The organism is Pelomonas sp. Root1444, from assembly GCF_001426885.1.
In the GTDB taxonomy this organism is placed as follows: Bacteria; Pseudomonadota; Gammaproteobacteria; order Burkholderiales; family Burkholderiaceae_C; genus Pelomonas.
Genome location: NZ_LMFP01000003.1, coordinates 842,005 through 868,959, shown reverse-complemented (window position 1 = coordinate 868,959; position 26,955 = coordinate 842,005). Strand labels below are relative to the sequence as shown.

Sequence of the window (26,955 nt, the reverse complement as noted above, 5' to 3'; positions counted from 1 at the left end):
CTCAATCTGCCGTGATCTTGCGGTCCTCGATGACCTTCTTCCAGCGGGCGAACTCCGAGGCCTGGAAGGCGGTGAACTGCTCGGGCGTGTTGGCGACGATCTCGAAGCCCTGCTCCAGCAGCTTCGGTTTCACGTCCGGCGCGTTCAGCGCGGCGACGACGGCGCCGTGCAACTTGGTCTTGATGTCCGCCGGCAAGCCCTTGGGTGCGGCCACCGCCTGCCAGGAGTACACCTGCAGACCCTTGATGCCGGCTTCCTCCGTCGTCGGCACGTCGGGCAGCACGGGCGAGCGCTTGGTGCTGGTGATGACGAGGGCGCGCAGCTTGCCGGCCTTGATCTGCGGCAAGGCGGTGTTGATGTTCATGAAGCTCGAGTCCACCTGGTTGCCCAGCAGGTCGGTCATGACCGCGCCGCCGCCCTTGTAGGGGATGTGCAGGCCGCTCGTGCCGGTTTGCTGCCAGAACATCTCGGCGGTGATGTGGTCGCTGGAGCCGTTGCCGGAGGAGGCGAAGCTCATCTTCTCGGGGTTGGCCTTCAGGAAGGCCAGCACGTCGGCGAGCGTCTTGTGCGGCGACGCGGCCGGCACGACCAGCACGTTGGGCGCCTGCACGGCGACGCTGATGAAGTCGAGATCCTTGGTCGGGTCGTAGCCCACGTTCTTAAGTAGGTGCGGGCCGATCACGAGGGGGCCGAGCGACGTGACGAGCAGGGTGTAGCCGTCGGCTGGCGCGCGCTTGACCGTCGCGGTGCCGATCGTTCCGCCAGCGCCGCCGCGGTTGTCCACGACGAAGTTGCCGCCGAGCTTTTCCTGCAGCTTGGTGCCGAGGAGCCGGGCGATCCAGTCGCTGGAGCCGCCAGGCGGGAAGGGCACGAGCAGGGTCACGGGCTTGGCCGGCCAAGCCTGCGCCAGGGCGGCGCCCGTGAAGGAAAGGGCACCAAGGCTCAGCAGCACGGACGTCAGCAGTCGCTTCATCGTTGTCTCCAGGGGTGGTCGTGACGGGGGGCGTTATTGCGGGCCGAGCTTGGCGATCAGCGCGCCGAGCTGGTCGACTTCTGCGGGGAGCAGGTCGGACAACGGCGGGCGCACGGGACCGGCGCCGTGGCCGATCAGCGTCGCGCCGGCCTTCACGATGGACACGGCATAGCCCTCGCCCTTGTTGCGGATGGCAAGGTAGGGCAGGAAGAAGTCGCGGATCAGCGCGTCGCAGGTGGCGGTGTCACCGGCGGCGTGCGCGTTGTAGAACGCCATCGCCGTCTTGGGGATGAAATTGAAGACGGCGGACGAATAGACCGGGCAGCCCATCGCCTTGTAGGCGCCGGCGAAGACCTCGGCCGTCGGCAGGCCGCCGAGGTAGGCGAAGCGCTCGCCCAGCGTCTGGCGGATGGCCACGAACTTCTCGATGTCGCCCAGGCCGTCCTTGAAGCCGATCAGGTTGGGGCAGCGGTCGGCCAGGATCTGCAGCGACTGCGGCGTCAGCTTGCAGGCGCCGCGGTTGTAGACGACGACGCCGAACTTGACGCTCTTGCAAACGGCCTCGACGTGGTCGATCAGGCCTTGCTGGCTGGCTTCGGTCAGGTAGTGCGGCAGCAGCAGCACGCCTTGCGCGCCCAGCGCTTCGGCCTCCTGCGCGTACTGGATGGCCACCCGGGTGCCGCCACCGGCGCCGGCCAGGATGGGTGTGCGGCCCCGGCAGGTGTCCAGCGCGACCTTGATGATGTCGGTGTACTCGCCCGGTTCCAGCGAGAAGAACTCGCCCGTGCCGCCGGCCGCGAACAGCGCCGACGCGCCATAGGGCTGCAGCCATTCCAGCCGGTCGGCATAGGCCTTGGGCGCGAAATTCAGCTGCGCGTCGAAATCGGTCAGCGGGAAGGACAGGAGGCCGGCTTGCAGGACGGCTTTGAGTTCTTGGGGCGACATGGGCTGGTCTCCGGGGATGGATGGAAGGACGGGTGGATGCAACGCCAGACGTCGTTGTTGTATGTCATCGTACAACTGGCATGGGCCCTGAGCAAGCCTAGGGCGAATACCTAGAAGCCTCCCTGCTTGTAAAGCATGCTTGACAGCTCATCCGGCGCGCCGCCATAGTCAAGCATGCTTTACATCCCAGGATCAGGAATGTCTTTGACCCGATTCAGCCGATCCGCCCTCAGCGCGATCTTTTGGAGCCAGTGGGCGTATTGGTGCGCTTTGGCGATGGCCGTCTGGGCCTATTTCGTCCTGCCCGACGGAAGCGTCCGCACCGCGCTCATCCTGACGCCGGTCATGCCGGGTGTGCTCGTCTTCGCTGTCTGCTACTGGTTGTACCGATCGTGCGACGAGTACATCCGGCTGAGAACCTTGCAGGCAGCCACCTTCACCGCTTGCGTCGTTGCGCTGCTGTGCCTGGTCTATTTCCTGCTCGAGCTGGTGGGCCTGCCCAAGCTGAGCATGATGTGGGTCCACGTCGTGGGCTGGAGCGTCTTCAACGCCCAGATGTTGTGGCTGGTCCTGCAGGCGCGATGAAGAACCGCCTTCCCGAATTGCGCGCCGAACGCGGCTGGACGCAGGGCGAACTGGCGACGCGCCTGGGCGTGTCCCGGCAATCGGTGAATGCGATCGAGACCGAGCGCTACGAGCCCAGCCTGGCGCTGGCTTTCGCCATCGCTGCGTTGTTCGGCCAGCCCATCGAGGCGATCTTTCTCTTTCGCCCCGGTACCGGCCGCTGAAGGGTGGGCCTGTCAGGCGGGCTGCGCCTGTGCGCGCCGGCGGCGCTCGCGGCTGTTGCTGAGGTGGGTGCGCATGGCGGCGCGGGCCGACTCGGCATCCTGGCTGGCGATCGCGTCGAAGATGCTTTCATGCTCCGCATTGACGCGGCGCATATAGGCCAGGCGCTCGGCACTGAGGTCCGCACCCTTCGCGCTTTGCACCGTGCCGCCGGGGGGGAGCGGAGCCCCTGCGGGTGCCCGCGCGGGGCCGATGTCAGCCGTCGGCTCCAGCCGCGCGCGCGGAATGATCTGGCTGCCCAGCGTGGACATCAACTCGGCGAAGTGGCTGTTCTGCGTCGCCCGGGCGATCTCCAGGTGGAACTGGAAGTCCGCCACGACGGAATCTTGGCCCGCCTCGACGGCGGCGATGACGGCGTCCAGCGCGCTGCGCATCTCCAGCAGATTGGCCTCGCTGCGCCGTTGGGCGGCCAGGCCAGCCGCCTCTGTCTCCAGGCCGATGCGCAGTTCCAGCACGGCGATGACGTCCTGCAGCGTGCTGAACTGTTCCGGCGAGATCTTGAAGGACGGTCCGTCGCCGGGGCCAAGGACGAAGGTGCCGATGCCGTGCCGGGTCTCCACCAGACCGGCCGCCTGCAGCTTGGAGATGGCCTCCCGCACGACGGTGCGGCTGACGTCGAACTCGCCCATGATGGCTGCCTCGGTGGGCAGCTTGTCGCCCGGCTGCAGTTCGCCGGCCCGGATGCGGTCTCCGAGCGAATCGACCAGTTCGAGGGCCAGCGTGCGGGGCCGGCGGCGGGCCGACGGCAAAAGAGGGGCGTGCATTCGCGGGTTTTCCCGGGGTTTTGAAACGGTCGCGCCGTCTAAAGTGACGCATGTTGTACGACAACTAGACGACGTACAACATCAACTGTAGCTCCGCCTCGGCTTCCCAATGACTGCTGTTTCCCCCCGCCCGCCCCTGACGCTGCGCATGCGCGCGGAGGACAACGTCGCCATCGTCGCCAACGACGGCGGCCTGCCCGAGGGCACGCGGCTGCCGGATGGCGTGCCCGGCGCCGGCCTGGTGCTGCGTGAGAAGGTGCCGCAAGGCCACAAGGTCGCGCTGCGCGACATCGCCGAGGGTGAGGTGGTGCTGCGCTATGCCGTGCCCATCGGCTATGCGCTCAAAGCCATCCCCGCCGGCAGCTGGGTGCATGAGCGCCTGCTGCAGATGCCCGCCGCCCGCGCACTCGAAGGCCTTCCCATCGCCACCGTGAAGCCGCCCACGGCCGAGCCGCTGGAGGGCTACACCTTTGAGGGCTACCGCAACAAGGACGGCTCGGTCGGCACGCGCAACATCCTGGCCATCACGACGACGGTGCAGTGCGTGGCCGGCGTCGTCGCGCAGGCCGTGGCGCGCATCAAGGCCGAGCTGCTGCCGCAGTTCCCCAACGTCGACGACGTCATCGGCCTGGAGCACAGCTACGGCTGCGGCGTGGCCATCGACGCGCCGGATGCGGTCATCCCCATCCGCACGCTGAAGAACATCTCGCTGAACCCCAACTTCGGCGGCGAGGTCATGGTCGTCAGCCTGGGCTGCGAAAAGCTGCAGCCCGCGCGCCTGCTGCCGCCGGGCTCCTTTCCCATCACCGATGAACGCGACCCCGCGAGCGGCCCCGAGACCATCTGCCTGCAGGACGACCAGCACGTCGGCTTCATGTCCATGCTGGACGACATCGTCAGCAGCGCGAAGCCGCACCTCGAACGCCTGAACGCGCGCCGCCGCGAAACCGTGCCCGCCAGCGAGCTGGTGGTGGGCGTGCAGTGCGGCGGCAGCGACGCCTTCTCCGGCGTGACGGCCAACCCGGCCGTGGGCTTCTGCGCCGACCTGCTGGTGCGCGCCGGCGCCACCATCATGTTCAGCGAGAACACCGAGGTGCGCGACGCCGTCGAGCAGCTCACCAGCCGCGCCGCAACGCCGGACGTGGCCGACGCCATCATCCGAGAGCTGGGCTGGTACGACCGCTACCTGGACCGTGGCCGCGTCGACCGCTCGGCCAACACGACGCCCGGCAACAAGGCCGGCGGCCTGAGCAATATCGCCGAGAAGGCGATGGGCTCCATCATCAAGAGCGGCAGCTCGGCCATCTCGCATGTGCTGTCGCCGGGCGAGAAGCTGCGCCAGGACCAGCGCGGCCTCGTCTACGCCGCCACGCCGGCCAGCGACTTCATCTGCGGCACGCTGCAGCTGGCCGCCGGCATGAACCTGCACATCTTCACCACCGGCCGCGGCACGCCCTACGGCCTGGCCGAATGCCCGGTCGTCAAGGTCGCGACGCGCACCGACCTCGCGCGCCGCTGGCATGACCTGATGGACGTCAACGCCGGCCGCATCGCCGACGGCGAGGCGACGATCGAAGAGACCGGCTGGGAGATGTTCCGCCTGCTGTTGGACGTGGCGAGTGGTCGCAAGAAGACCTGGGCCGAGCACTGGAAGCTGCACAACAGCCTGGTGCTGTTCAACCCGGCGCCGGTCACCTGAGGGTTCTATGCTTGGGCGCCATGAGCACCCAGCAACCTCCAGTGAATCCAGCCGAATCCGGCGCCGCGCTCGAAGGCGTGACGCAGGTCGTCGCCGAACCTTTGCGCTTCAAGGCCAAGCTCGCCATCGGCGAGAACGCCTACGCCTCGCTGCGCATGATCAACCGCACCCGCGAGGTCTGGGACGTGCTGGGCGCCGCGGGCGCGGGCGCGGCCGTCGTCAAGTCGGGCGTGCTGGGCATCGGCGCCGCCACCACGCCCATCGGCTGGGTGGCTCTGGCGGCCGTCGCCTCGGGCGGCGCCTGCTACGGGCTCTACCGTTGGCTGGGTGACACCAAGGGCTCGCGCGTCATCGAGATCCCCAAGTTCCTGAACACGCCGCTGGACACGCTGGGCCTGGCGCTGTTCGACCTCATCGCGCCGCTGGCGCTGCGGCTGGCTGCCGTGGATGGCGCCATCGAGCCGGTCGAGCGGCAGGCGCTGGTGCAGCACCTGGTGGACGACTGGGGCCTCGACGACGGCTTCGTCACGCAGGCCATCGCGCAGATCGAGCCGGGCGTCATGCAGGGCTCGGTCGAGGAGATGGCGGCCGAGCTGTCGGCCTTCCTGCATGCCAACCCGGACTGCAACCACAAGGCCATTGCCGGCGATCTCGGCGAGTTCCTGCGCCGGCTGTTGGAGGCAGGCGGGCCGCTGTCCGAGGCCGAGGAGGCCGCACTGGCCGCCAGCCTGGCGCGGTTGCTGGAGGAGCCGGACGGCCCGCTGGCCAAGGCCTGGACGGCCACCCGGTCGGGGGCGGGCAAGGCAGCCGTGCACATCGGCGCCACGGCCAAGGACGCCGCCGATTGGACGCGCGAGCGCCTGCCCTCGCCGGGGCAACTGCAGGCGGTCACGAGCACCGCCGCGACCCAGGTTCAACAGACGGTGCAGAAGGCGGCGTCCTGGGCGCAGGAGAAGCTGCCCGCGGCAGACCAGGTCGAGGACGCGGCCAGGCGCACGCTGGGCCTGGCCAAGGCCGGCATCGAGCGGATCAAGAAGCGCTCCGGCCCGACAGGGTGAACGAATCCTGCATGCCGGTTGCGTCGCGGCTGAGCCGCCGATGCGCCCCTTGAGCCACGAAGCCCGGTCCTTCGGAGGAATACGATGCGGCCATGCACGCCATCGAACATGCGGCGCTGGGCGCCCACCTGAAGCGCCGTCGTGGCGCCATCCTGCAGGCCTGGCGCACGGCGGTCATGGTCGACCCGTCGCTGACCAGCGGGGCCGCATTGCCGCGGGACCAGTTGCATGACCACATCCCGGCGTTGCTGGCGAATTTCGAACAGGCGCTGAGCGGCGGCGCGCCCCACAGCGACAGCGCAGGGGTGCAGCAGGGTGATGCGACGGCCCACGGCCTGCACCGCTGGCAGCAAGGGTTCGACCTGTCCGAAGTGACGCGCGAGCTCGGGCGCCTCAACGAATGCGTGGTGGTGGAACTGGAAGGCTATGCGGCGGAGCATCCCGAACTCGCCCCCGAGGTGATGGCGGACGCACGCCGCATCTGGGCCAAGCAGTGCGGCGAGGCGATCAGCGCCAGCGTGTCGCAGTACTTCCAGCTGCAGCAGATCGAGGCCGGCACCCACATCCGCGATCTCGAACACGCCTTGCAGTCGTTGAAGGAGCTGGAGCAGGAGCGCGCGCGGCTGTGGCAGCAGGCGGCCCACGATCTGCGCGGCAGCCTCGGCGTGGTGGCCACCGCCACCGCGGGGCTCGCGTTGCCGCAGGCCTCGGACCTGATGCGCAGCAGCTTCCTGCGCCTGCTGGACCGCAACGTGAACTCGTTGAACCAGTTGCTCAACGACGTGACCAGCCTGGCGCGCCTGCAGGGCGGCCTGGAACAGCGGCGCGTGGTGGCCATCGACGCCGCCGAACTGCTGTGCGCGCTGTGCGAAGACCTGCAGCCGCACGCCCACCAGCGCGGGCTCTACCTGCGGTTCGAAGGCCTCTTCACGCTGCGGGTGGAGGGCGATGCGATCAAGACGCGGCGCATCGCGCAGAACCTCATCCTCAACGCGATCAAGTACACGCGCAGCGGCGGCGTCACCGTCAGCTGCGGCGACTGCATGGTGGGGGACCGCGAGCGCTGGTTCATGCAGATCCAGGACACCGGGCCGGGCTTCCATGCGGGGCCGGGCTCGCAGCTCGTCGGCGCGATCGAGGAGGCGACCGACCAGGCCCGGCAGGTGGCGGCCGACCATGCGACCGGCGCCGTCACGCATGTCAACGTCGACCTGGCCGAGACGGCCTCGGCGCCGGAGGACCTGCGCCCCGTCCGGCAGCAGGCCGGTGAGGGCCTGGGCCTGTCCATCGTCAAGCGCCTGTGCGACCTGCTCGATGCGACCATCGAGATGCAGTCCGAGATCGATGTCGGCACGACCTTCCGCATCCTGCTGCCGCGCAGCTACGGCGAGGCGCCGGCCCAGTAGGCGCCGGCCCAGGTCAGTCCGGCGAGGGCTGCGTCAGCCGATAGCCGGCCAGGGCAGCTGCGCCGACCGCGATGGCATCGGCGCCGAAGCGCGACAAGCGCAGCGTCGGCTCGGGCAGGCCTGCCGCCTCCGCGTACTGCTGCAGCGTCGCGCGCACCGGCGCCAGCAGCGCATCGCCCAGTGCCACAGCCGTGCCGCCACCCAGCACGATGCAGGCAGGGTCGTAGGCGACGGCCAGGTTTTGCAGCAGCACGCCCAGGTAGTGCCCGGCCCTGGCCACGGCAGGTGCAGGCGGCGAGGCGCCGTCCTCCTGCAGGAGGGCGCGGCTGCCGATCAGCGCCTCCGCGCAGCCGCGGCGGCCGCAGGAGCAGCGCGGGCCGTCGATCTGCAGCACCATGTGGCCGACCTCGCCGGCGAGGCCGCGCGCGCCGGTCAGCAACCGGCCGCCGACGACGAGGCCGGCGCCGACGCCTTCGCCGACGAGCACCAGCAGCAGCGGGTCGGCCACCGGCGAAGGGTTGAACTCGGTCTCGCCCAGGGCGGCGACATCGGCGTCGTTCTGCATGAAAACGGGTACGCCCGACAGTGGCGTGCCCTGCAGCGCCTCGCGCAGCAGCGCGCCGAAAGGCACCTGGTGCCAATGCACGTGCGGTGCGAAGACGAGTTGGTCGCGGGCCTGGTCCACACCGCCGGGCAGACCCACGCCGATGCCGATGATGCGTTGTGCCTTGCTGCACCGGGCCGCCACGGCCAGCATGGTGCGGGTCAGTTCCCCGATGCAGGCCTCGACGTCCAGGCTGGTGTCGTAGCCGGCGCTGCGGGCCTGCAGGACCTCACCCGTCAGCGAGGTCAGCACCACGCGCACGTGGCCGATGCCCACCTGGGTGCCCAGCAGCAGCAGCCGGGACGGGTCGACGAACAGCGGCGTGGGGCGGCGGCCGAGGTCGCCGGTCGCGATGACCTCGCGCTCCACCAGCCAACCCTCGTCGATGAGCTCGCGCGCCAGCGCGCTGACGGTGGACTTGGTCAGGCCCAGCGCATGGGCCAGGTCGACGCGCGACTGGCCCGGGTGCACGCGCAGGCGGCGGATCAACGCCATGCGGTTGCCGCGCTTGAGCCACGCCTGCCCGCTGGCGCCTTGGGTTTTCATCAGCATGCTTTCAGCGGCCCTTGCTGGCACGCCAGGCGGCGAAGTCGGCGGCAACGTCGGCGTCGGTCGGCGGGTACAGCCCGAGCACGCTGCGGCCGCCGATGACCTTCTCCTGCACATAGTCCTCGAAGACGGTCATCTGTACCGCCTCGTCGGCAATCTCATCGGCCAGATGCGCGGGAATGACGACGACGCCCTCCGCATCGCCGACGACCACATCGCCGGGGAACACCGGCGCATCGCCGCAGCCGATGGGCTCGTTGATGGCGATGGCCTGGTGCAGCGTCAGGTTGGTGGGCGCGCTCGGGCGCGAGTGGTAGGCGGGCATCGTGTACCTGGCGATGTCGGGGCTGTCGCGAAAGCCCCCGTCGGTGACGACGCCGGCCACGCCCCGCACCATCAGCCGCGCGACGAGTATGCCGCCGGCCGAGGCGGCACGGGCGTCCTTGCGGCTGTCGATGACCAGCACGGCGCCCGCGGGGCATTCCTCGACGGCCTTGCGCTGCGGGTGGCTGCGGTCCTGGAACACCGCGATGGCGTTCAGGTCCTCGCGCGCCGGCATGTAGCGCAGCGTGTAGGCCGGGCCGACCATGTTGGGCAGGCCGGGGTTGAGCGGGCGCACGTCCTGGATGAACTGGTTGCGCAGGCCGCGCTTGAACAGGGCGGTGCAGAGCGTGGCGGTGCTGACGCCCATCAGCTTTTGGCGGGTATCGGGGTTCATGTCAGTAAATCACTGGCTCGGGCACCGGGGCGCCGAACTGGGTTTCGAGGAAGTCGAAGTCGCAGCCCTCATGGGCCTGCAGGATGTGGCGGCCGAACATCCAGCCGTAGCCGCGCTCATAGCGTGGGGGCGGTGGTGTCCACGCCGCCTTGCGCGCGGCCAGCTCTTCATCGCTGACTTCGAGGTGGATGCGCCGCGCCGGCACGTCGACGGTGATGCGGTCGCCGGTCTTGACCAGCGCCAGCGGCCCGCCGACGAAGGCTTCGGGGCTGCAGTGCAACAGGCAGCCGCCGTAGCTGGTGCCGCTCATGCGGGCGTCGGACAGGCGCAGCATGTCGGTCACGCCTTGTTTGAGCAGCTTGGTCGGGATGGGCAGCATGCCCCACTCCGGCATGCCCGCGCCCTTGGGCCCGGCGTTGCGCAGCACGAGGATGTCGTCGCCCGTCACGTCCAGGTCCGCGTCGTCCACGGCGGCCTTCAGGCTCGGGTAATCGTCGAAGACGAGCGCGCGGCCGGTGTGCTTGAGCAGGTGCGGTGCGACGGCGCTGGGCTTGATGACGACGCCGTCGGGCGCCAGGTTGCCACGCAGCACGGCGAGTGCGCCCTCGGCGTAGATCGGGTTGTCCAGCGGGCGGATGACGTCGTCGTTGAAGACCTCGGCGCCTGCGATGTTCTCGCCGACGGTGCGGCCGTTGACGGTCAACGCGGCCAGGTCCAGCTTGGCCGCCATCACCTTCATCATGGCCGGCAGGCCGCCGGCATAGAAGAAGTCTTCCATCAGGTAGCGGTCGCCGCTGGGCCGGATGTTGGCGATGACGCCGACGTGGCGGCTGGCCGCGTCGAAGTCGTCCAGCGTGACGGGCAGCCCGGCGCGGCGGCTGATGGCCACCAGATGGATGATGGCGTTGGTGCTGCAGCCCATGGCCATCGCGACGGCGATGCCGTTGGCGAAGCTGCCGGCGCTGAGCATGCGCGCGGGTGTCAGGTCCTCCCACACCATCTGCACGATGCGCCGGCCGCATTCGGCCGACATGCGCACGTGGTTGGCATCCGGCGCCGGGATGCTGCTGGCGCCCGGCAGCGTGAAGCCGATGGCTTCGGCGATGCCCATCATCGTGGCCGCCGTGCCCATGGTCATGCAGGTGCCGTGGCTGCGCGCGATGCCGGCTTCCATTTCGGCCCAGGCCTGGTCGGAGAGGCGCCCGGCGCGGCGCTCGTCCCAGTACTTGAAGGCGTCCGACCCCGAGCCCAGCACCTGGCCGCGCCAGTTGCCGCGCAGCATGGGGCCGGCGGGCAGGTAGATGCAGGGCAGGCCCATGCTGAGCGCGCCCATCAGCAGGCCCGGCGTCGTCTTGTCGCAGCCGCCCATCAGCACGGCGCCGTCCACCGGGTGGCTGCGCAGCAGCTCTTCGGTCTCCATCGCCAGGAAGTTGCGATAAAGCATGGAGGTCGGCTTGACCATGCTTTCGCTCAGCGAGATGGCCGGCAGCTCCAGCGGCCAGCCGCCCGCCTGCAGGATGCCGCGCTTGACGTCCTCCACCCGCTGCTTGAAATGGGTGTGGCACTGGTTGGCGTCGCTCCAGGTGTTGACGATGGCGATCACCGGCTTGCCGATGAAGTCTTCCGGGCCATAGCCCATCTGCAGCACGCGGCTGCGGTGGCCGAAGCTGCGGAAATCGTCCTTCGCGAACCAGCGTGCGCTGCGCAGGTCTTGGAGTTTCTTGGTCATGGGCGCCCTGCGGCCGAAGCGCGGCCGACGCCTTGCGGACCGGCACGAAGGAGTGGCAATGTTGTTATCGCTATCATAGTGACGGTGACGGGGTGCCCTGCTCAGCGTTTCCCCCAGGATCGTCGGTCCGGAGGCGAGCCGCTAGACTGGGAATGATCGCGCAACCATTTCGAACCATGCACATCGTTCCCGAGGCCGCCAGGCCGTTCAGCCGACCCATCTCCCGGTTCAAGCTGTTGGGGGCGCTGGCGTTCCAGCTGCTCACGGGTGCAGCGCTGGCTTGCGACACGCCGGCATCGGTTTGCACGCGCGACATGGGCGGCAGTTTCGCTCTGGTTCGCGCCGGCCAGCCGGCCGCGGTCCTCGTCGAGGCCGGCGCGGACCCGGCGCTGCAGCATGCAGGGCGCAGTTTCGTGGCCGACCTGGAGCGCGTGTCCGGCCGGCCGGCGGCGCTGCGGGGCCAGCTCGCCGGCGCGCCGCGCGAGTTGGTCGTCATCGGTGAGCTGGGCCGCAGCGCTGCGATCGACGCGCTGGTGAAACAGGGCAAGCTCAAGGCCGCCGATCTGAAAGGACAGTGGGAAGGCTACAGGCAGGCCGTCGTCGACCAACCCTTCCCCGGTGTGGACCGCGCTCTCGTCATCGTCGGCACGGACCGCCGCGGCGCGGTGTTCGGCACCTACGACCTGTCGGCGCGCATCGGCGTCAGCCCCTGGCACTGGTGGGCCGATGTGCCGACGGCCAAGCAGGCCGACGTCTTCGTCACCGCCGGCGCGCGGGCCGACCAGCCGGGCGTCAAGTACCGCGGCATCTTCATCAACGACGAGGCGCCGGCGCTGAGCACCTGGGCGCAGGCGCGCTTCGGCGGCACCAACTCGGCGTTCTACGCGCACGTGTTCGAGCTGATCCTGCGGCTGCGTGGCAACTACCTTTGGCCGGCGATGTGGCAGCCGCGCGCCTTCAACGCCGACGACCCGAAGAACATGGTCCTGGCCGACGAGATGGGCGTCGTCATGGGCACCTCGCACCACGAGCCCATGATGCGCGCCCATGACGAGTGGGGCCGCGTCAAAGGCGGTGCCTGGGACTACACGAAGAACGGCGAGAAGCTGCGCGAGTTCTGGCGCGGCGGCATCCAGCGCATGATGGGCCGGCCCGATGGCAAGCCCTTCGACAGCCTCGTCACGCTGGGCATGCGCGGCGACGGCGACGAGCCGATGAGCGAGGGCACGGCGACGGCGCTGCTCGAAGGCATCGTCAAGGACCAGCGCCGGATCATTGCCGACGTGACCCGCCAGCCCGCCGAGCGCACGCCGCAGATGTGGGCCCTCTACAAGGAGGTGCAGGACTACTACGACAAAGGCATGAAGGTGCCCGACGACGTGCTGCTGCTGTTCGCCGACGACAACTGGGGCCAGATCCGCCGCTTGCCGGACGCGGGTGCCAAGCGCCCCGGCGGCTACGGCGTCTACTACCACTTCGACTACGTCGGCGGGCCGCGCAACTACAAGTGGCTCAACACCAACCAGATCGAGAAGACCTGGCAGCAGATGAACCTCGCGCACGAGCGCGGCGCGGACGCGCTGTGGATCGTCAATGTCGGCGACATCAAGCCGATGGAGTTCCCGATCAGCTTCTTCCTCGACATGGCCTGGGCCCCGGCCCGCATGACGCCCGCCGCGCTGGCGGCCTACCCGCAGGACTGGGCGGCACGCACGTTCGGGCCCGCGCACGCGGCCGACATCGGCGAGGCCGTCACCCGCTTCAGCCAGTACGCGGCGCGGCGCAAGCCCGAGCTGATCGATGCCGGCAGCTTCGCGCTCGGCGCGGCGTCGCCCGAGGCGCTGGACGGTGGCGACTTCGGCCGCCGCGTGGCCGAGTGGGCCGCGCTGGAGGCCCGCGTCGCGAAGATCAAGCAGGGGTTGCGGCCGGACCAGCTCGACGCCTATTTCCAGCTCGTCGAGCACCCGGTGCTGGCGCTGGCCAACCTCTATCGCCTCTATGACGCGGTGGCCTGGAACCGCAAGCTGGCCGCGGCCGGCGATGCGCGCGCCAATGTGTTTGCCGACCGCGCCGAGGCCGCCATCCAGCGCGACCAGGCCCTCAGCGACCAGTACCACGCCATCCACGGCGGCAAGTGGGCCGGCATGATGCTGCAGGTCCACATCGGCTACACCAGTTGGCAGCAGCCGGCGAAGAACATCATGCCCGCCGTGCAGCGCGTCGCCGGCCAGGCCGATGCCGCCGCGGTGCAGAAGCAGCTCGAAGCCGCCACGCCGGTCGCGGCTGCAAAGGGGATCACCATCGAGGCGCCGCGCTTCAGCCGCGCCGTCAACGGCAAGGGCCTGAACTGGACGGCCATTCCGAATCTGGGCCACGGCCTGGGCGCCGTCACCGCGCTGCCGCAGGGCCGCGCGCCGACCACGCTGGCCGACGATGTGCGGCTGGAGTACGACGTCGACACCACGCACGACGGCGACATGAACCTGGCGCTGCACATGCTGCCCACGCTGGACACGCGCAACGCCGGTGGCATCCGCCTGGCCGTCGCCCTCGACGACCGGCCGCCGCAGGAGCTCAACCTGCACCTCGTGCCCACGGCGGGCCCCGAGTCGCGCCGCGAGGAAAAGGACTGGGCGCGCGCGGTCCGCGACAACGAGTTCGTGCTGCAGGCCCGCTTCACTGGCGTGAAGCCCGGCCGGCACGTCATCAAGGTCTGGCGGCTGGACGACAACGCGCTGCTGCAGAAGCTGATGCTGGCGCCCCAGGCCGGCCCGGTGGCGAGCGGTGCGGCCGTCACCGGGCAGTACCGCAACCTGCTGCGCGAGATCCGGCCGGACATCGGCGAGGCCGCCATCGAGGCCAAGCTGGCCGGCTACTGGCATGCGCTGTTCGAGGGCGGTGCCGACCAGCGCATCGTCTACGCTGCGGCGCCGACGCCCGACGGCCCGGCGTCGTACGTGCTGGACGTCGGCAACGCCGATGTGCGCAGCGAAGGCATGTCCTACGCCATGATGGTCGCGGTGCAGATGGGCCGCCGCACGGAGTTCGATGCGCTGTGGAACTGGGCCTGGACCCACATGCGCTACCGCTCGGGGCCGCGCGCCGGCTACTTCCGCTGGCAGTGCCAGCCCAGCGGCTGCAACAAGGATGCCGTGCCCGCCTCCGACGGCGAGGAGTACATCGCCACCGCGCTGCTGATGGCCGCCAGCCGCTGGGGCAACGGCCCCGGCATCTACGACTACACCGCGCAGGCCCAGGCGCTGCTGGACGTGATGCTGCACAAGGAGCGCATGAACGGCGGCGTCGTCGACGGCGTGCGCTCGATGTTCTCGGCGCAGCACAAGCAGGTCGTGTTCGTGCCCATCGGCAACGCGGCCGGCTTCAGCGACCCGTCCTACCACCTGCCGGCCTTCTACGAGCTCTGGGCGCAGCGCGGCCGCCCCGAGGACAGCCAGCGCTGGCGCGAGATCGCGGAGGTCAGCCGCGCCTACTTCCACAAAGCCGCGCACCCCAAGACCGGCCTCACGCCGGACTACGCCGAGTTCGATGGCCGCCCGCGCGTGCACGAGGGCCATGAGGACTTCCGCTATGACGCCTTCCGCACGGCGGTGAACTGGAGCGTCGACCAGGCCTGGTGGGGCCGCCACCCGGCCGCGGCCGAGCTGAGCGGCCGGCTGCTGGGCTTCTTCGCGTCACTCGGGCCCAAGCCCTATCAGCACCTGTTCCGCCTGGACGGCACGCCGCTCAACGACGAGCCCTCCAAGGGGCTGATGGCCAGCAACGCGGTCGCGGCGCTGCTGGTGGGCAAGCCGCTGGCCACGCGCTTCGTCGACGACCTGTGGGCGCTGGAGCCGCCCAGCGGGCAATGGCGCTACTACGACGGCCTGCTGCAGTTCATGGCCATGCTGCACGTGACCGGGCGCTTCAAGGCCTGGTAGGCCGCGCCGCCATGCGGATGGCCAGCAGCGCCAGCAGGGCGCTGAGCGCCAGGCCGGCCGAGAACCACAGCACGCCGGTGCCGAAGCCGGCCAGCAGCACGCCGAACAGCCACGGCGCCAACGCCTGTGCCAGCCGCGCGGGCAGCATCAGCAGGCCTTGCCGGTGGCCGTAGCCGCTGGGCCCGAACAGCGCCAGCGGCAGCGTGCCCTTGGCGATGGTCAGGATGCCGTTGCCCGCGCCATGCAGCAGCGCGAACGCCGCGGCCGCCGGCGCGCCCAATAGCGCCAGCAGTGCGGCGCCCAGCGGGTGCATCAGCGCCGCCACGCGCGCCGAATGCAGCGGGTGCAGCCGCCGCAGCAGGCCGAACTCCAGCAGCCGCCCCGCCACCTGCGCCGGCCCGACCAGTGCGCTCAGGGCGATGACCGCCGCCGGCGCCGACCCGGCCGCGTCCAGCAGCCGCGGCAGGTGGGCGGCCATGGCCGTGCTGATGAACCAGGTCACGGCGAACACCCAGGCCAGCATCACCGAGGTCATCAGCGGCGGCGCCGCCGGCTCGGCTGCAGGCGCAACCGAGGGATCGCTGCGTTCGACAGGCGCCGGGATCCTGGGCAGCCAGGCATTCAACGGCAGGCCGATGGCCAGGTGCAGGCCGGCCCAGGCCCAGCAGGCGCCGCGCCAGCCGAGCGCGTGTTCCAGCGCCGCCGTGAGCGGCCAGCCGACGGTGCTGGCGAAGCCGGCGATCAGCGTGATGCCGGTGATGGCGCCGCGCGCGTCGTGGCCGTACAGCCGCACCAGCGACGCGAACGCCGCCTCGTACAGCCCGCTGCCCATCGCGACGCCCATCAGCAGCCAGGCCGCGAACAGGCTGACCGGCCCGGTGGCGAGCGCCATCGCCGCCAGCCCGAGCGCGAACAGCGCGCTCGTCGCCATCAGCACCGGCCGGCCGCCCCAGCGGTCGATGCGCCGGCCAGCCTGCGGCCCGATGACGGCCGAGACCACCAGCGCCGCGGAGAACGCCGCGAAGACGGTGGGCTCCGACACGCCGAGGTCGCGCGCCATCGGCCGCGCGAGCAGCGCCGGCAGGTAGTAGGACGACGCCCAGGCCAGCGTCTGGGCGATGCCCAGCGTCGTGACCACCCGCAGCCGCGCGCTCGCCATGCTCAGCCGCAGCAGCGCGCGGCGGCCGCGGGCTTGGGTGCGCAGCCTGGCTTGGGCAGGGCCACCTTGTCTTCCGTCGCTGGCCCGCAGCAGCCCGTGGCCTCGCTCGCGGGGCCCGACTCGGTCGAGCACACGCCGGTTTCGGGCAGGTCCAGCTCCACGCGGTCCGCCGCCGCCAGGTCGCCGGCGATCGCGGCGACGACCGAGCGCGCCTGCTCGAAGCCGGTGGCCATCAGGAAGGTCGGCGCGCGGCCATAACTCTTCACGCCCACGGTGTAGAAGTCCGGCTCGGGATGGGCCAGCTCGCGGTGGCCGTGCGGGCGCACGGTGCCGCAACTGTGCAGGTTGGGGTCGATCAGCGGGCCCAGCGCCTCGGTGGATTCCAGCCAGGGGTCGAGCTTCAGGCGCAACTCGCTGGTGAGCGTCAGGTCGGGCCGCTGGCCGGTGGCGCAGATGATCTCGTCGATGCCGTCGACGACCACCGGCCGCTGGTCGTTGTCCAGGCCGCTCACGCGCAACCGGGGGCCGACGCGCTCGATGGCCGTGATGCGCAGGCCGCTGAAGAACTCCAGCGCGCCGCCGTCGCGCAGCCGGCGCAGCGCGGCGCCCAATGCGCCGCGGGCGGGCAGGGCGTCCGCCGTGCCGCCGCCGAAGACGCGCTGCAGCGCGGGCGAGCGCACCGCCCAGGCCAGGCGCGTGCCCGGAGACGCCTTGGCCAGTTCGGCCAGCGCCAGCAGTGCGTTGGCCGCCGAGTGGCCGGCGCCGACGACCAGCGTGCGCCTGCCCTCGTAGCGGCTGCGCAGCGCGCCGGCGATGTCTGGGATGCCGTAGAAGATGCGGTCGCGCGCCTCGGCTTCGCCGCGCGCGGGCAGGCCATCGGCGCCGAGCGGGTTGGGCTGGTTCCAGGTGCCGGTCGCGTCGATGACGGCGCGGGCGCGCAGCTCGCGCATTGCGCCGCCCTGCGTGTAGCGCACCACGAAGGCGGCCCGGTCGCGGCCGGCGCTCTTGACCTTGTCGAAGCCCTCGCGGCTGACGGCTTGCACGCGGGCACCGAGCTTGAGCGAGGCGGCCACGGTGGGCAGTGCGGCAAAGGGCTGGAGCACGCGCCGGACCACCTCGCCGGCCGTGGGCAACTCGGCCGCGGGCGGCGGCGCCCAGCCGGCGGGCGCGAGCAGCCGCGCCATCGCCGGGTCGACGTCGTACTGCCAGGGTGAGAACAGCGCGACGTGCCCATAGTCCAGCAGGCTGGCGCCCACCTCGGCGCCGGCCTCCAGCGCGACGAAGGGCAGGCCGCGCTCGATCAGCTGCGCCACCGCGGCCAGCCCCACCGGCCCGGCGCCCAGCACCGCGACCGGCAGCGTGGCGTCGCCGGCCGGCGCCTCGCGCAGTGTCAGTGCCATCAGCGCCGCACACGCGGGGCAGGCGCCCTGGAACTCCGCCGAGGCCTTCAGCGCTGCCGGCGCGGCCTCGCTCTTGATGCGCTTGAAGCCGTACTGCGCGAAGTACTCGGGGGCGGTGACGGTGAGCAGGTAGAGGGTCGCGATGTCGCGCGCCGCGGCCTCCTGCAGCAGGCGCTCGACGAGCAGGCGGCCGATGCCCTGCTTCTGCAAGCCCGGCGCCACGGCGACCGAGCGCAGCAGCGCCACGCTGCCATAGACCTCGGCGCCGGCACAGCCGATGACCTCGCCATTGTGGGTGGCCAGCAGGTAGGTGCTCAGGTGGGCCTGCGCGCCCTCGGTCGGCAGCTTGTTGGCCAGCAGCAGGGCTTCCACGGCCGGCCAGTCGGCGGCGCCGGCCTGGCGCAGGGAGAGGGAAGTGGGGTTCAGCAACATGGTTTGGAATCCTGGGTGGGCTCCCGAGGCGCTGCAGGCGACGGCGGCGGCAGGCAGCAGTTGGCCGCCGCGTCTTCGCGCAAGGCGTTCAGGAGCGTCAGCAACGAGGTCTCGACGGCGGCGCGCTCGCGCTCGCTCAGTGACGCCAGCAACTGCCGGGCATGCTCGTCGAGGGTCTGGTTCAGCTCACGGACGGTGCGTTCGCCGTCGGCGGTGAGCGTGACGAGCCAGCTCCTTGCGTCTTGCGGGTTCGGCTCCTTGGTCACCAATCCACGGGCTGCCATGGCCTCGACCGCGCGCGACACCCAGCTCTTCTCCAGGCTGACCCGCGTGCCCAGCTCCGAAAGCGGCAGCGGCCCGGAGCGCCCCAGCTCGGTCAGCAGGTGGCATTGGGTGCTGGTGGTGCGGCAGCAATCGGCCACGACGCGCTGGGCGCGGGTGTACAGGCGCGCGACTTCGCGCAACAGGCTGCCGGGGGCGGACGCGGTCATCTGGTGGTGGATAGCAACTATCTGGCTGCATGTTCCGTTCCGTGCGGTTGGTTGTCAATCGCAACTACATGAATCAAAGAAACGGGGCCTGGGCCCCGTGCGCCGGCGATTGCCGGGTCAGGCCGCGCGCGGGTTCAAGGGCTCAGCGGGCATGGACGCCGCTCTCGTACCAGGCCTTGCTGCGGTTCACGACGCGAACCACCAGCAGCATCACGGGCACTTCGATCAGCACGCCGACGACGGTGGCCAAGGCGGCGCCGGACTCGAACCCGAACAGGCTGATGGCGGCGGCGACGGCCAGTTCGAAGAAGTTGCTGGCGCCGATCAGCGCGGAGGGGCAGGCGACGCTGTGGGACTCGCCCAGCTTGCGATTGAGCCAGTAGGCCAGCGCCGAGTTGAAGGCCACCTGGATGAGGATGGGCACGGCCAGCATCGCAATGACGAGCGGCTGTTTGAGGATCGCCTCGCCCTGGAACGCGAACAGCAGCACGAGCGTGGCGAGCAGCGCGGCGATCGACAGCGGCCCGATCTTCTCCAGCGCCGCGTCGAAGGCGGCCTGCCCCCTGGCCAGCAAGGCCTTGCGCCAGACCTGGGCGATCGCCACCGGGGCCACGATGTAGAGCACGACCGAGGTCAGCAGCGTGTCCCACGGCACGGTGATCGATGACAGGCCGAGCAGCAGCGCCACGATGGGCGCGAAGGCGAACACCATGATGGTGTCGTTCAGCGCCACCTGGCTGAGAGTGAACAGGGGGTGGCCGTGGGTGAGCCGGCTCCACACGAAGACCATCGCCGTGCAGGGCGCCGCGGCCAGCAGGATCAGGCCGGCGACATAGCTGTCGAGCTGGCCGGCCGGCAGGTAGGGCGCGAACACCTGCCGGACGAACAGCCAGCCAAGGAAGGCCATCGTGAAGGGCTTGACGGCCCAGTTGATGAACAGCGTGACGCCGATGCCGCGCCAATGCTGCTTGACCTGGTGCAGCGCGCTGAAGTCGACCTTCAGCAGCATCGGAATGATCATCACCCAGATCAACAGGCCGACCGGGATGTTGACCTTGGCGAACTCCATGCGGCCGACGGCCTGGAACGGCCCGGGGAGGAGCTGGCCGAGGGCGATGCCGACGACGATGCAGAGAAGGACCCAGACGGTCAGGTAGCGCTCGAAGACGCTCATCGGCGCGGGTGCGGGCGCCGATGCGGGCAGGGCCGTGGTGCTCATGGCGGGCGCCTCAGCTGTTGCCGATGTCGCTCAACGCCCCCTGCAGCGCCGGGCGATCCAGCGATTCGAACGGCAGCTGCAGCAGCTGCAACATGCGGTAGCCGAGGGCCTGGCGGGTCAGCTCGAAAGCGCGGCGCTTGCCCGCGTCGCCGCCCTCGGCGTTGGACGGGTCGGGGTAGCCCCAGTGCACCTTCACCGGCTGGCCGGCCGTGCCGCCAAAGAACACCGGGCACTGCTCCGCCGCCGCGCTGTCGCAGACGGTGATGACGATTGACAGCGGCGGCGCACCCGCCTGGCTGAATGCGTCCCAGCTCTTGCTGTGACAGCCCGCGGTGTCGACGCCGGCGTTGCGCAGCGCCTCGAGCGCGAACGGGTTGATGCGGCCGCTCGGCGCACTGCCGGCGCTGTGCGCCTCGACGTCCTTGCCGAGCTTGCGGGCCCAGTGGTTGAGCATGCCCTCGCCGAGGACGCTGCGGGCGGAGTTGTGGGTGCAGAGGATGAGGACGTGGGTGGTCATGGCTTGGATCAGCAGCCGCAGGGCGGCGTGGTGGTGCAGGCGGCACCCTGGCAGCAGTTCTCGGTCAGGTAGCCGAGCACGGCGTTCATGTGCGCGTAGTGGGCGCGGTAGATCAGGTTGCGGCTGGCGCGCTCCTGGGTCACCAGGCCGGCGTTGACGAGTTCCTTCAGGTGGAAAGACAGCGTCGCCGGGGCCACGCCCAGGGCCTCCTGGATGGCGCCGGGGGTCAGGCCGGCGTCGCCGACGACGACCAGCGCGCGGAAGACCTGCAGCCGCAGCGGCTGGGCCAGCGCGGCAAGGCTCTTGATGACTACGGCTTCTTCCATGATTCGAGTTTCATGGAAATATGGAAATGATGCAAGCATTCCCACCCTGCGAATGGGTGATGGCCCGGCGCAACCGCGCCAGCCGTCCGACGCAGCACATCACGGGGCGCTTCAAGGCCTGGTGAAGTTGCCGAGCCCGCGAAAATCTCACGCCGGTGAGCGTTGCCGGTAACAGGCGTGCCTAACATCGCAGCCGCGTACCCTGCGGTGCGTACAACCCAGGGATGCGAATGAAAAACAAGACCTCCGGCCGTGCCCGGCTCGCGCTGCTGACCCTCGCCCTGGCCGCCGGCCAGTCATTCGCGCAGGATCCACCCGCGCCGCCTTCCCCGCCTTCCCCGCCGGCCTCGGCGGCGTCCGCCGCCACGGGCGCAACCCGGCCCGCCGCAGCTCTGCCGGACCCCGGCGAGCCCAAGCCCTTCGACAAGGTCATCACCGCCGAGGCCAAGACGCAGCGGGGCCTGTTCGCGGTCCACCGCCTGAAGAACAAGCTGTACTTCGAGATTCCCAAGACGCTGCTGGAGCAGCCGCTGCTGATGGTGGCCAATGCCACGGCCGTGCCGGCCGGCCAGGACCACCTGGGGCGCACGATCAACCAGGACGTGCTGCGCTTCGTGCTTAACCAGAACCGCGTGCTGCTGCAACTGGTGTCCCACAGCGCCGTGACCGCGCCCGACAACGTGCTGGCCGATGCCGTCCGGCAGTCCCAGCGCGATGCCATCCTGGCTGTCTTCCCCGTGGAGGCTTACGGCAAAGGCGGTGCGCCGGTCATCGAGGTCACGCGGCTGTTCGCTTCGGAGGTGGGCGACTTCAGCGCCCGAGCCATGGTGCGCGGCTCGATGGACAGCAGCCGCAGCTATGTCGACAAGACGAAGGCCTTCCCAGGCAGCGTGCGGGTGGATGCCGTGCAGACCTACACCATCGCACCGCAGCCTGCGCCCATGCCCGCAGTGCCGGGCGTGACCATCGTGCCGCCGATGCAGCCCTCGCGCAGCGTGTCGCTCAACCTCGCCTACAACATCGTGCAGCTGCCTGCGCAGCCCATGATGCCGCGCCTGTTTGACGACCGTGTGGGCTTCTTCAGCGTCAGCCGCATGGACTTCGGCGACGGCCTGCAGGAAGCCCGCCGCGAGCGCCTCATCACGCGCTGGCGGCTGGAGAAGAAGGACCCAGGCGCGGCCATCAGCGAGCCGGTCAAGCCCATCGTCTGGTACATCGACAAGGCCACCCCCACCGCGCTGGTGCCCCATGTGAAGAAGGCCATCGAGGCATGGAACCCCGCCTTCGAGGCCGCCGGCTTCAAGAACGCCGTGCAGGCCCGGCCCTATCCGACGCCCGAGGAGGACCCCGAGTTCGACCCCGAGGACGTGCGCTACAGCGTCATCCGCTGGGTGCCGTCGCCCATCCCCAATGCCTATGGGCCCCACCTGTCCGACCCGCGCAGCGGCGAGATCCTGAACGCCAACATCGTGATGTTCCACAACATCATGCAGCTGCAGCAGGACTGGTACGTCACGCAGGCCGGGCCGCTGGACCCGCGCGCCCGCAAGCTGCCGCTGCCCGACGACCTGATGGGCGACCTTGTGGCCTTCGTCGTCACGCACGAGGTGGGGCACTCGCTGGGCTTCCCGCACAACATGAAGGCCAGCTCCCTGTACCCCGTGGCGAAGCTGCGCGACCCGGAGTGGCTCAAGACCATGGGGCACACGCCGTCGCTGATGGACTACAGCCGCTTCAACTACGTCGTGCAGCCGCAGGACCAGGTCGACCCGGCGCTTCTTGTTCCCAAGATCGGGCCGTACGACGTCTTCGCCGCCCGCTGGGGCTATACGCCCATCCCCAGCGCCAGGACGCCCGAGGATGAGCGCCAGCAGCTCAACCTGTGGGCGCGTGAGCAGCAGGCCACACCTTGGCTGCGCTTCAGCGCGCCCAAGGCCGAGGGCGGCGACTTTGGCGAGAACGTCGAGGCGGTGGGCGATGCCGACGCGGTGGTGGGCACCGGCCTGGGCCTGCTGAACCTGCAGCGCGTCGTGAAGATGCTGCCCGCTGTCGTGCCGCAGGACGGCAAGGACGACCAACTGCTGGAGCGGCTGTACCGCGGGACGTGGCAGCAGTGGTCCCGCGAGATGTCGCATGTCGTGGCGCTCATCGGCGGTTATGACGTGCAGAACAAGCACAACGACCAGCCGGGCGCCATCGCCGAGCCGGTGTCGCGTGACCGCCAGGTGCGGGCGATGAAGTTCCTGGCCGAACAGGCGCTGGCCACGCCGCAATGGATGCAGGACGCGGCCATCCTCCAGCGCCTGAGTGCCTCCGAGGCTTCGCTGTGGCTCGGCATGAACCAGCGCACCCTGCTGCGTCAGCTGCTGGCACCCTCGCGCACGCAGCGCCTGATCGCACAGGAGGCCGACCTGGGCGCCCGGGCCTACCGGCTGGAGGACCTGCTGGCCGACCTGCGCCGCGCCGTGTTCACCGAGCTGGCCAGCGGCGCGGCCATCCCGGCAGCGCGGCGCAGCCTGCAGCGCCACCATGTCGACACCCTGACCGCCCGCCTCGGCACCGGCAACCCGCTGGGCCTGGACGACGGCCAGGCCGGCGTGAGGGCGGAACTGGTCGAGCTCAAGGGCGTGATCAGTGCCGGCGCCGCGCGTGGCGACCGCACGCGACGGGCCCATCTGCAGGGCCTGGCCGACACCATCGCCAAGGCCCTGGACCCGCGCTTCGCGCCGCCGGCCAACCCGGCGGCGGCGCTGCTGCGCGTACTCGGCCACCAGGCCGATGACGACGCGGCTCACCAGTCCTGCTGGCCCGGGCACGACCACTGAGACCCGGCATTGAGGGGGCGGCCGCGCTTCGCCCGCCCGGGCCGGGCACTGACAATCGCCCTGATGACATGCAGGGACATTGACGCAGGACAGAGGAAGGCGGCGGCGTGCGCATGACCGACGCCGCGCCGAGGCGGGGCCGCCGACGATTGCCGCCGGCGCTGGCGGCGTCGCTGCTGGCTCATGCGCTGCTGCTGAGCCTGACCTTCGGCGGCGGCAGCGCCGTGCTGGCGGGGCTGGCGCAGCCCGATCTGCGCGTCGTGCTGGAGCCTGCGGCGCCCGCTGCCGCCCAGCTGCCGGCGCCCGAGGCTGCACCCGCGCCACCCGAAACGCATGCCGTCGCCGAGGCCAGGCGCAGTGCGCCGACCGAGTTGCCCCCGCCCGTGAGCGGCCCGGCGCTGCTGGCCGTGGAGCGCCCGGCGGACTGGGCCGTGCCGGCGGCGTCGGCGGTGCCGAGCGCTGTCGTTGCATCCCTCGGCGCTGCGTCGGCACCGGCGGTCGAAACGCTGCGTCGCGCCGCCGACAGCCTGCGCCCGACCAGCGACCGCGAGGCGCAGCAGCGCGCCGCCGAACTGGCGCAACTGGACGTCAAGCCGGCCGCCGTCGTCGGCGCTTTGTCCAGCGCGTCCAGCCCCGCCGTGGAGCCGCTGCGCCGGCCGACCGAGGCACTGCGGCTGGCGGCCGACAGGGAACGCAGCGCTGAACTGGCGCAGCTCGACGCCGCCAAGCCGGCCGCCGTCGTGGCGGCCTTCGGTGCCGCATCCAGCCCTTCCACGCAGCGGCTGCGCGGTGCCACCGACGCGCTGCGCGTGACCACCGATCGGGAGCGCATCACCGAGCTGGCCCAGCTCGACATCGCCCGGCAGCAGGCGCAGCAGCGCGCCCAGCAGATGGAGGCAGCCCGCCAGGAGGCCGTGCGCCAGGATGCGATCCGGCAGGAGGCCGCGCGCCAGCGGGCCGCAAGCGCCGAGGCGGCGCGTGTGGAGGCCGCCGCCCGCCAGGAAGCCGCGCGTGCCGAGGCGGCGCGGCTTGATGCGGCGCGCGAGGAGGCAGCGCGGCAGGAGGCGGCGCGCTCGGCGTCAGCGCGGCTCGAGGCTGGCCGCATCGACGCGGCCCGGCTGGCCGCGGCTCAGGCGCAAGCGAAGGCCGAGGAGGAGCAGCGCGAAGCCCGCAAGCGTGCCATCGGCCGCCAGCTCGACGCGGAGGCGGCCCAACGCGACGCCCAACGTGAAGCCGAACGCCAACGCCCCGACTGGGCGCCCGCGCGGCGCGGCCGGTTGTTCGGCCGCACGGATGCGAATGCAGAGCTGGCGGCCTACGGCGAGACCTGGGCGCGCAAGATCCAGCTCAACCTGACCTTCGAGATGGTGCGAGAAGCGGCCAAGCAGCCGCACGCCCACCCCATCGTCACGGTGGCGGTGCGCAGCGACGGCTCGGTGGAGTTGGTCACCTTCGTGCGCTCCAGCGGCGTGCCGGCCATCGACGACGCGGTGCGCCGCATCGTGCACAGCCAGGAGAACTACCCGGCCTTTTCGCCGGCGCTGCTGCGCGACTTCGATGTCGTCGAGATTCGCCGCACCTGGCGTTTCGACACGGCCGTTCGGCTGGACTGAGTAAGCACGGCGAAGTCCTACAAACGGGCCCGCCCGAAGGTCGCAAGGTATGGGTTTTCCCATTCCAGGAGAGCGCCATGCCCCGAGGTGACAAGTCGTCGTACACCGACAAGCAAAAGCGCCAGGCCGCGCACATCGAGGCCGGCTATGAAGAACGCGGCGTGCCCGAGGATGAGGCCGAGGCCCGTGCCTGGGCGACGGTCAACAAGGAGACCGGCGGCGGCAAGAAGTCGGGCTCGGGCCGTGGGCAGCCGGAGAACCACGAGCCCTCGCGCAAGGGCGGCCGCCTGGGCGGCAAGGCCGCGGCCAGCCGCACGGCGGCGGAGCGCTCGGCCTCGGCCAGGAAGGGCGCCGAGACACGCAAGCGCAACGCCGCGGCAAAGGCGCGCACGCACCACTGAGCGCCGGTTCAACCGCTCACAGCACCAGCGTCGTGAACGGCTCCACGCCGAAGTGGAAGTCGAAGTGACCCGGGTGCTGCTGCAGCTTGGCCTGCGCCCAGCGCACCACTTTCAGCATGTGGTCGCGGTTCTGCCCGGCCGCCTGCACCTCGGGCGAGGTGCTGAACCAGAACTTGAACGGCCGGCCGGCGGCGCGCGGTGAGCGCGCCCGCTTGGGCGCAGGGCCGAGGCGGGCGGCGAACATGGCCTCCAGCACCGAGAGTTCCGGGTTGCTGTGCGAGCCGTCGCCGCAGAAGAGGTAGTGGTCGGCCGACACCATGCGCGGGAACTCGTCGGAGAGGTTGTGGTCCGAGCCGTGGTGCTGGAACTTCAGCGCCTCCAGGTGGATGTGCCCGTCGGGGACCAGGCCGGCGCGCTCCAGGCCGTCGATGATCATGTCCGGGTGGCTGTCGCCGGTGAGCAGCAGTCGCTGCCCGGCCTCCTCGACGAGCAGCACGGTGGATGCCACGTTGGGCACCGTGACCTGCTTGTAGTCCGGCACGCCCTGCCAGTCGAACAGCTGGAAGGCATCGATGGCCAGGCTGGTCGTGCCGTTCTCCAGCTGGCCGGCGTAGAGGTCGCGGATCTTCCGGGCCGTCTGCCGGTTGGTCTCGCTGCGCAGCCAGTTGTTCCAGCCCTCGCGCAGCTTGCGCAGCTCCGCCGCGGTGGGGCACAGCACGGTCACCTTCAGGTCGCCCAGCGTCTCGGCCGCCTGGCCAGGCCGGGCCATCAGCAGCTTGCCGGCATGCTGCGGCGAGGCCGCCAGCGTGTTCAGGCCTATGCCCAGCAACTCGGGCTTGATGAGGCGGGAGACGGTCAGCGCCTCCTTGATGGACGTGGCGATCTGCGCCTGCGCGTGGCCGATGTCGGCCAGGCCGGGGTCGCGGCTGGCCTGCAGCAGCGGCGCGCTGGCCGCCAGCAGCGATTCGATGCGCCCGGCGTTGCTGGTGATGAGGTCGCGGAAGGCGTTGTGCCAGATCGTCTTGATGGCCGGCGGCCGCGGCAGCGTGGGCTCGGCCGAGGGGTCGCCGTTGCGCTGGTGGAAGTCGAACACCTTCCACTGCACCGCCAGGTCCAGCAGCAGCGCCACGCCGCCGATGTGGTCGCTGTCGATGTGCGACACGCAGAGCAGGTCGATGTCCTTGCCGGCTTCCTGCCATGCCGCCAGTGCCGCCGCGATGCCGTCGCGCATGGCGCCGGGCGTGCCGCCGTCGGACAGCAGCCGCGCCTGGCCGGCGTCGTCCTCGACCATCAGGCAGTCGCCCTCCTGGGACTGGAAGATGTGGATCTGCATCGCTTGCCTT

At 70.6% G+C, this 26,955-nt stretch carries 22 protein-coding genes; 9 read left to right on the top strand and 13 right to left on the bottom strand.

The features are described 5' to 3' along the window. Position 1: 1 nt before the first annotated feature. Complete coding sequence (locus ASD35_RS06860; protein WP_056874122.1) at positions 2–973, bottom strand: tripartite tricarboxylate transporter substrate binding protein; 972 nt, start codon at positions 971–973, stop codon at positions 2–4. A 33-nt stretch (positions 974–1,006) separates the two neighbouring features. Further along, positions 1,007–1,918 (bottom strand): 5-dehydro-4-deoxyglucarate dehydratase, encoded by a 912-nt coding sequence (kdgD, locus tag ASD35_RS06855; protein WP_056874121.1) that lies wholly within the window; start codon positions 1,916–1,918, stop codon positions 1,007–1,009. 198 nt (positions 1,919–2,116) lie between these two features. Here kdgD and ASD35_RS06850 point away from each other — a divergent pair, with 198 nt between their 5' ends. Both ASD35_RS06850 and ASD35_RS06845 read left to right on the top strand, forming a co-directional pair. Further along, positions 2,117–2,503 (top strand): hypothetical protein, encoded by a 387-nt coding sequence (locus ASD35_RS06850; protein WP_056874120.1) that lies wholly within the window; start codon positions 2,117–2,119, stop codon positions 2,501–2,503. Continuing rightward, positions 2,500–2,706 (top strand): helix-turn-helix transcriptional regulator, encoded by a 207-nt coding sequence (locus ASD35_RS06845; protein ID WP_056874119.1) that lies wholly within the window; start codon positions 2,500–2,502, stop codon positions 2,704–2,706. The genes ASD35_RS06850 and ASD35_RS06845 overlap by 4 nt, the downstream gene beginning before the upstream one ends. 12 nt (positions 2,707–2,718) lie before the next feature. Here the strand turns inward: ASD35_RS06845 and ASD35_RS06840 are convergent, their stop codons facing one another. After that, positions 2,719–3,528, bottom strand: a complete 810-nt coding sequence (locus ASD35_RS06840; protein WP_056874118.1) for a FadR/GntR family transcriptional regulator — start codon at positions 3,526–3,528, stop codon at positions 2,719–2,721. A gap of 109 nt (positions 3,529–3,637) precedes the next feature. Between ASD35_RS06840 and garD the strand changes: the two genes are divergently transcribed. The 3 genes from garD (at position 3,638) to ASD35_RS06825 (ending at position 7,691) form a co-directional block, all read left to right on the top strand. Then, positions 3,638–5,227 (top strand): galactarate dehydratase, encoded by a 1,590-nt coding sequence (gene garD / locus ASD35_RS06835; protein ID WP_056874117.1) that lies wholly within the window; start codon positions 3,638–3,640, stop codon positions 5,225–5,227. Positions 5,228–5,268: 41 nt separating this feature from the next. Continuing rightward, on the top strand, positions 5,269–6,285 hold the full coding sequence (locus ASD35_RS06830) for a hypothetical protein (protein ID WP_235538257.1): 1,017 nt from the start codon (positions 5,269–5,271) through the stop codon (positions 6,283–6,285). Positions 6,286–6,377: 92 nt separating this feature from the next. Next, on the top strand, positions 6,378–7,691 hold the full coding sequence (locus tag ASD35_RS06825) for a sensor histidine kinase (RefSeq protein WP_056874115.1): 1,314 nt from the start codon (positions 6,378–6,380) through the stop codon (positions 7,689–7,691). 13 nt (positions 7,692–7,704) lie between these two features. Here the strand turns inward: ASD35_RS06825 and ASD35_RS06820 are convergent, their stop codons facing one another. From ASD35_RS06820 to araD, 3 genes are read right to left on the bottom strand one after another with little or no spacing between them, the layout of a single operon-like run. Then, entirely contained in the window at positions 7,705–8,841 is a 1,137-nt protein-coding gene (locus ASD35_RS06820; protein ID WP_056874114.1) for an ROK family transcriptional regulator, read from the bottom strand. Positions 8,842–8,851: 10 nt separating this feature from the next. Beyond that, entirely contained in the window at positions 8,852–9,562 is a 711-nt protein-coding gene (locus tag ASD35_RS06815) for a ribonuclease activity regulator RraA (RefSeq protein ID WP_056874113.1), read from the bottom strand. 1 nt (position 9,563) lies between these two features. Beyond that, complete coding sequence (gene araD / locus ASD35_RS06810) at positions 9,564–11,291, bottom strand: L-arabinonate dehydratase (RefSeq protein WP_056874112.1); 1,728 nt, start codon at positions 11,289–11,291, stop codon at positions 9,564–9,566. Positions 11,292–11,467: 176 nt separating this feature from the next. Between araD and ASD35_RS06805 the strand changes: the two genes are divergently transcribed. After that, on the top strand, positions 11,468–15,229 hold the full coding sequence (locus ASD35_RS06805; protein WP_082579961.1) for a glycosyl hydrolase family 8: 3,762 nt from the start codon (positions 11,468–11,470) through the stop codon (positions 15,227–15,229). On the opposite strand, the gene ASD35_RS06800 is transcribed toward ASD35_RS06805, so the two are convergent. The 6 genes from ASD35_RS06800 to ASD35_RS06775 all read right to left on the bottom strand — a co-directional run bounded on the left by ASD35_RS06800 (position 15,216) and on the right by ASD35_RS06775 (position 20,773). Next, complete coding sequence (locus tag ASD35_RS06800) at positions 15,216–16,388, bottom strand: MFS transporter (RefSeq protein ID WP_157275414.1); 1,173 nt, start codon at positions 16,386–16,388, stop codon at positions 15,216–15,218. The two genes, ASD35_RS06805 and ASD35_RS06800, sit on opposite strands and share 14 nt — an antisense overlap. Before the next feature lie 2 nt (positions 16,389–16,390). Next, a complete protein-coding gene (gene arsN2, locus ASD35_RS06795) occupies positions 16,391–18,220 on the bottom strand; it encodes an arsenic resistance N-acetyltransferase ArsN2 (protein ID WP_082579960.1) in 1,830 nt (609 codons plus the stop codon). After that, entirely contained in the window at positions 18,211–18,711 is a 501-nt protein-coding gene (locus ASD35_RS06790; protein ID WP_056874111.1) for a MarR family winged helix-turn-helix transcriptional regulator, read from the bottom strand. Before ASD35_RS06790 ends, arsN2 begins: the two co-directional genes overlap by 10 nt. A gap of 142 nt (positions 18,712–18,853) precedes the next feature. Further along, positions 18,854–19,930, bottom strand: coding sequence for an ACR3 family arsenite efflux transporter (gene arsB, locus ASD35_RS06785; RefSeq protein ID WP_056874110.1), 1,077 nt, complete (start codon positions 19,928–19,930; stop codon positions 18,854–18,856). 10 nt (positions 19,931–19,940) lie between these two features. After that, positions 19,941–20,447 carry an arsenate reductase ArsC gene (locus ASD35_RS06780; RefSeq protein WP_056874109.1) on the bottom strand — a complete coding sequence of 169 codons (507 nt, stop codon included), beginning with the start codon at positions 20,445–20,447 and terminating at the stop codon, positions 19,941–19,943. Between the two features lie 8 nt (positions 20,448–20,455). Next, on the bottom strand, positions 20,456–20,773 hold the full coding sequence (locus ASD35_RS06775; RefSeq protein WP_056874108.1) for a helix-turn-helix transcriptional regulator: 318 nt from the start codon (positions 20,771–20,773) through the stop codon (positions 20,456–20,458). Between the two features lie 230 nt (positions 20,774–21,003). On the opposite strand from ASD35_RS06775, the gene ASD35_RS06770 reads away from it, so the two are divergent. The 3 genes from ASD35_RS06770 (at position 21,004) to ASD35_RS06760 (ending at position 25,612) form a co-directional block, all read left to right on the top strand. Continuing rightward, positions 21,004–23,598, top strand: coding sequence for a zinc-dependent metalloprotease (locus tag ASD35_RS06770; protein WP_056874107.1), 2,595 nt, complete (start codon positions 21,004–21,006; stop codon positions 23,596–23,598). Positions 23,599–23,711: 113 nt separating this feature from the next. Next, the gene (locus tag ASD35_RS06765; protein ID WP_235538287.1) at positions 23,712–25,211 is read left to right on the top strand and encodes a TonB C-terminal domain-containing protein; all 1,500 of its coding nucleotides are present in this window, start codon (positions 23,712–23,714) and stop codon (positions 25,209–25,211) included. A 77-nt stretch (positions 25,212–25,288) separates the two neighbouring features. Further along, on the top strand, positions 25,289–25,612 hold the full coding sequence (locus ASD35_RS06760; RefSeq protein WP_056874105.1) for a hypothetical protein: 324 nt from the start codon (positions 25,289–25,291) through the stop codon (positions 25,610–25,612). Between the two features lie 16 nt (positions 25,613–25,628). Here the strand turns inward: ASD35_RS06760 and ASD35_RS06755 are convergent, their stop codons facing one another. Next, the gene (locus tag ASD35_RS06755) at positions 25,629–26,945 is read right to left on the bottom strand and encodes an MBL fold metallo-hydrolase (protein WP_157275412.1); all 1,317 of its coding nucleotides are present in this window, start codon (positions 26,943–26,945) and stop codon (positions 25,629–25,631) included. Positions 26,946–26,955: the final 10 nt, after the last annotated feature.

Bases quoted from the DNA above. Each gene is read 5' to 3' on its own strand.
- ASD35_RS06775 (WP_056874108.1), bottom strand. From the start codon at position 20,773: ATGGAAGAAGCCGTAGTCATCAAGAGCCTTGCCGCGCTGGCCCAGCCG.
- ASD35_RS06755 (WP_157275412.1), bottom strand. From the start codon at position 26,945: ATGCAGATCCACATCTTCCAGTCCCAGGAGGGCGACTGCCTGATGGTC.
- arsN2 (WP_082579960.1), bottom strand. From the start codon at position 18,220: ATGTTGCTGAACCCCACTTCCCTCTCCCTGCGCCAGGCCGGCGCCGCC.
- ASD35_RS06850 (WP_056874120.1), top strand. From the start codon at position 2,117: ATGTCTTTGACCCGATTCAGCCGATCCGCCCTCAGCGCGATCTTTTGG.
- ASD35_RS06765 (WP_235538287.1), top strand. From the start codon at position 23,712: ATGACCGACGCCGCGCCGAGGCGGGGCCGCCGACGATTGCCGCCGGCG.
- ASD35_RS06825 (WP_056874115.1), top strand. From the start codon at position 6,378: ATGCACGCCATCGAACATGCGGCGCTGGGCGCCCACCTGAAGCGCCGT.
- ASD35_RS06845 (WP_056874119.1), top strand. From the start codon at position 2,500: ATGAAGAACCGCCTTCCCGAATTGCGCGCCGAACGCGGCTGGACGCAG.
- ASD35_RS06790 (WP_056874111.1), bottom strand. From the start codon at position 18,711: ATGACCGCGTCCGCCCCCGGCAGCCTGTTGCGCGAAGTCGCGCGCCTG.
- kdgD (WP_056874121.1), bottom strand. From the start codon at position 1,918: ATGTCGCCCCAAGAACTCAAAGCCGTCCTGCAAGCCGGCCTCCTGTCC.
- ASD35_RS06760 (WP_056874105.1), top strand. From the start codon at position 25,289: ATGCCCCGAGGTGACAAGTCGTCGTACACCGACAAGCAAAAGCGCCAG.
- ASD35_RS06860 (WP_056874122.1), bottom strand. From the start codon at position 973: ATGAAGCGACTGCTGACGTCCGTGCTGCTGAGCCTTGGTGCCCTTTCC.
- garD (WP_056874117.1), top strand. From the start codon at position 3,638: ATGACTGCTGTTTCCCCCCGCCCGCCCCTGACGCTGCGCATGCGCGCG.
- ASD35_RS06770 (WP_056874107.1), top strand. From the start codon at position 21,004: ATGAAAAACAAGACCTCCGGCCGTGCCCGGCTCGCGCTGCTGACCCTC.
- ASD35_RS06815 (WP_056874113.1), bottom strand. From the start codon at position 9,562: ATGAACCCCGATACCCGCCAAAAGCTGATGGGCGTCAGCACCGCCACG.
- arsB (WP_056874110.1), bottom strand. From the start codon at position 19,930: ATGAGCACCACGGCCCTGCCCGCATCGGCGCCCGCACCCGCGCCGATG.
- ASD35_RS06780 (WP_056874109.1), bottom strand. From the start codon at position 20,447: ATGACCACCCACGTCCTCATCCTCTGCACCCACAACTCCGCCCGCAGC.
- ASD35_RS06800 (WP_157275414.1), bottom strand. From the start codon at position 16,388: ATGGCGAGCGCGCGGCTGCGGGTGGTCACGACGCTGGGCATCGCCCAG.
- araD (WP_056874112.1), bottom strand. From the start codon at position 11,291: ATGACCAAGAAACTCCAAGACCTGCGCAGCGCACGCTGGTTCGCGAAG.
- ASD35_RS06805 (WP_082579961.1), top strand. From the start codon at position 11,468: ATGCACATCGTTCCCGAGGCCGCCAGGCCGTTCAGCCGACCCATCTCC.
- ASD35_RS06840 (WP_056874118.1), bottom strand. From the start codon at position 3,528: ATGCACGCCCCTCTTTTGCCGTCGGCCCGCCGCCGGCCCCGCACGCTG.
- ASD35_RS06820 (WP_056874114.1), bottom strand. From the start codon at position 8,841: ATGAAAACCCAAGGCGCCAGCGGGCAGGCGTGGCTCAAGCGCGGCAAC.